Consider the following 4,200-nt stretch of genomic DNA (forward strand, 5'->3'; position numbering starts at 1 on the left):
TTATTATAATGGGCAGAATGACTATAGTGCTGCCGCTTTTTCTTCGGCAATGACTTGCCCAAGGGCGGATAATAGTTCAGTACGATATATGCGATGATTATAATTGCTACAATAGCACCGATTAAAAACAGCATGCGATATAACCTCTTCCTTTAGCTGGTGAAGTCGATCCATTTATTCAGAGACCATTATGAACGCTTATTACCGCGCATAATAGCACTTAATAATAATACAACTGCAATAGCTCCAAGTATAGATGGAATAAGTGAAAAACCTGCAATTTCTGGGCCCATATCACCAAGAATAAGTCCGCCTAGCCAAGCACCGACAAACCCGGCAACAATATTTCCGATAATACCTCCCGGAACGTCCCGCTTTACAATGAGACCGCCTAGCCAGCCAATAATACCGCCAATTAGCAACGACCATAATAAACTCATTCGTATCATCCTCTCTTACAGCCCATTAGCTGCCTTATGTTTAAATATATAGGTGACAATGACCAAAAGTATAACAACAACGGATGAATCCATTTCATACTTATTTGAATACCCTTCGTTCTCATATATTATGTCTTATTTAATTATCACTTAGCAAATCTACTCAATGTTACCCATTGGTTATAAATTAATAAGACCCAAGAGAGATCTCCTAAGAGATTATCTTTCGGGTCACATTCCGAACTTTTCGAACTTTTTATGATAGTCGCTTTTTCTGGTAGGTTCCCTTAAATCAGATCCGATTTTTGAAGAAGCTTCTGAACTATGACAGCAACCTCAGCTCTTGTGATATTTGCCTTTAATGCGAGGTAATCGCCGTTTCTACCTAAAATAATACCTGCCTGTACACTATCGGCAACGCTGTTCTTTGCCCATTCCGAAACATTGGCTGCATCCGTGAATGAATTCAGCACATCTCCTGCTGACGCAGTTGGAAGCTTTGCTCTTAGACCGGTGATCTTCATTGCCTTGGCAATGATGTACATGGCTTGCTCCCGTGTAATCTTATCCATCGGACGGAAGGTGCCATCTTCGAAACCGCTGATCAAATCATAGGAATAGGCGGTTTGAATCGCACTATTGTACCAGTCCGTGGAATTCACATCAGAGAAAGATGTTGATACATCCTCCAGCTTCAATCCCAATCCGCGAACGACAATCGCTGTAAACTCTGCACGCGTAATATCTTTATCAGGATTGAACATGCCATTGCTGTTCCCACTGATGACCATTCTTGATCCCATATCATTTACAGCAGCTTTGGCCCAATGGTTGGCTACATCCATGAACTCCAGCGGATGCCAAACAACCGAGTATGTGCCGTTGGTTAAGCTGCTTATCTTAACGTGAATCTTGCCATCGATAGTGACGATCTTAGTCGGCACATGACGGGCAGTTCCATCTGGGTCAACTACTATTCCAGTAGTGATATGATTAGGATTCACGCCGTCTGGGATGGCTATTGTGCGTTCAACATAGTCGCTGAACTGGGTCACTTCAATCGCTTTATCTCCGTACATGACTTTGACTGTAAAGTTGATCGGCGGAACGATAATGGAGAAATCACCTTTCTCCGCTGAATATTCTGCAATCTTCACTGTCTCTGTTGTCGATGCGGCGATTTCAATCCGAAACTTGATGTCTCGAAGGTTCACAGTGTCGCCGAATTGATCCAATACCGCATTCATGTTGAGCAGTGGCACTGGCAGCGTATAACTGGCCTTCTCAGTCTGGAGTATGACAACTGCCTGATTTCCCTCCATAGCTTGAATCAAATGGCCGTTCATCTCACCAATGAAAACATCGGATTTGGTATTGAACGGGATTGTAATAACTGCGCCCTGACCTACCGCCGCGAGTCGATCTTCAAGCTTTTTCTGATCCAATACGATAGTTGTTACCGGTTGACCATTCACCGTGGTTGTTGTTGCCGTCCCTGCTTTCTCTATTTTACCATTGACGAGTATATCTACTCCTGTACCAGAAGGACCCAGATATGGAGGAGTAGACGAGTAAGGTGTTACAGATTCAGAGGCAACGGATGGTAGGCTGTTTCCTGCACTATTGACAGCCTTAATCGTAAATGTATAGGACGTCCCATTCGTTAAACCCGTTATCGTAATAGGGCTAGTTGTTCCAGTGACAGTGATTCCTTCAGGAGAAGCTGTCACCTCATACTCTGTGATCGGACTTCCGCCATCATCTGTCGGTGCAGTAAAGGTAATCGTCGCTTGACCGTCCCCTGCTTTCACTGCTATATCTGTCGGTGCTGCTGGAACTTTTCTTGGTGTCCCGTTCTCTTCTATAGAGGCCGCACTCTCGCCACCCGGATTTGTAGCTTTGACAACAAAATAATAGGCCGTCCCGTTGGTTAATCCTGTTGCATCATAGCTAAAAATAGAACCGCTAGTTGTTCCAATAGCATCTTCATAGGTGTTAGAATCCGTACTTTGAAACACAGAATAATTAGCAGCGCCATAGACTTTGCCCCATGTAATAACGACATGGCCATCTCCAACCGTTATCGAATCGATTGTTGGTGCATCCAGTATCGGCCACGGCAATGTCACAGGCCCGCTTGTCACTTGAGTTAATCCCGCTGCAGCAAAGGCGAGCTGAGCTCCGCTTACACTTGCTTCATTGTCTGCACCTAAGTCAGTAAAGGTCACTGTGCCAGAGCTGGCCGTAACTTCCGTCGTTCCCTTGAGCGTCCACGCACCTGCATCCTTCTTCGAAACCGTGATTACAGTTGAGTTGTCGCCTGTACTCATGTTTCCATAAGCATCGCGAAGTGTGATAACCACTTGCTGGGCGAACACGCCGCCATTGCTTGCAGGAGCTGTTATATCAGTTGTTACTGCCATCGCTGCCGTACTGCCTACCACTGGCGTGAGTCCAAGTGTATTCGTTGCCGGTGTAGCTACGCCAGCTATGCTGAAGCCTATAGTCTGCAGCGAAGCTTGATTCAGCTGCAGGTCCGCTGTTGCAATGCCGTTCGTGAAGGTTACGCTAATCGTATTCGGCGATGCTGTTAGAGCAACTCCATTAAAGCTGCCATAAGAGCCATTCGGCGCTTGCGTATAGCCCGAGATTGTTACGTTGCGGGCTCCATTAAATGTAGTGTCGGTATGCCCGAGCGAATTTTTGACCGTCAGCGTCACTGTATCTGCTGCGCCAGCGATAGGGCTCGCGGTTGCCGCCGCTGCAGTTGCTGTCCGTGCAGGTGCAGGAGCTGGCAATGTCACAGTCCCGCTTGTCACTCGAGTTAATCCCACTGCATCGAAGGCGAGCTGAGCTCCGCTTACACTTGCTTCATTGTCTGCACCTAAGTCAGTAAAGGTCACTGTGCCAGAGCTGACCGTAACTTCCATCGTTCCCTTGAGCGTCCACTCACCAGCATCCTTCTTCGAAGCCGTGATTACAGTTGAGTTGTCGCCTGTACTCATGTTTCCATAAGCATCGCTAAGTGTGATAACCACTTGCTGGGCGAATTCGCCGCCATTGTTTGCGGGTGCTATTATATCAGTTGTTACTGCCATCGCTGCCGTACTGCCTGCCACTGGCGTGATGCCAAGTGTATTCGTTGCTGGTGTAGCTACTCCAGCTATGCTGAAACCTATAGACTGCAGTGAAGCGTGATTCAACCGCAGGTCCGCTGTTGCTACGCCATTCGTGAAGGTTACGCTAATCGTATTCGGCGATGCTATTAGAGCAGCTCCATTAAAGCTGCCATAAGAGCCATTCGGCGCTTGCGTATAGCCCGAGATTGTTACGTTGTGGGCTCCATTAAATGTGGTGTCGGTGTGCCCGAGCTCATTTTTGACCGTTAGCGTCACTGTATCAGCCGCGCCAGCGATAGGACTCGCTGTTGCCGCCGATGCAGTTGCTGTCTGTGCGGGTGCAGGAGCTGGCAATGTCACAGTCGCGCTTGTCACTTGCGTTAATCCCGCTGCATCGAAGGCGAGCTGAGCTCCGTTTACACTAGCTTCGTTATCTGCTCCCAGGTTCGTAAAGGTCACGATTCCGGAGCTTGCCTTAGCTGTCGTCGTTCCCTTGAGCGTCCACGTACCTGCATCCTTCTTCGAAGCCGTGATGACAGTCGAGCTGTCGCCTATGCTCGTATTTCCATAAGCATCGCGAAGTGTGATAGCCGCTTGCTGGGCGAACACGCCGCCATTGCTTGCAGGAGCTGTTATATCAG

The 4,200-nt window shown here is 47.7% G+C and carries 2 protein-coding genes; both read right to left on the reverse strand.

Features of this window, described 5'->3' with window-relative positions:
* Positions 1-188 precede the first annotated feature (188 nt).
* Positions 189-440, reverse strand: a complete 252-nt coding sequence (locus tag AC1DWN_RS29050; protein WP_477562360.1) for a GlsB/YeaQ/YmgE family stress response membrane protein — start codon at positions 438-440, stop codon at positions 189-191.
* A 287-nt stretch (positions 441-727) separates the two neighbouring features.
* A partial coding sequence (locus AC1DWN_RS29055; RefSeq protein WP_477562361.1) for an S-layer homology domain-containing protein occupies positions 728-4,200 on the reverse strand: 3,473 nt, incomplete at its 5' end.

Source organism: Paenibacillus sp. P4_A7, assembly GCF_056402455.1.

Coding starts and splice junctions, on each gene's coding strand:
- AC1DWN_RS29050 (WP_477562360.1), bottom strand. CDS start 440: ATGAGTTTATTATGGTCGTTGCTAATTGGCGGTATTATTGGCTGGCTA.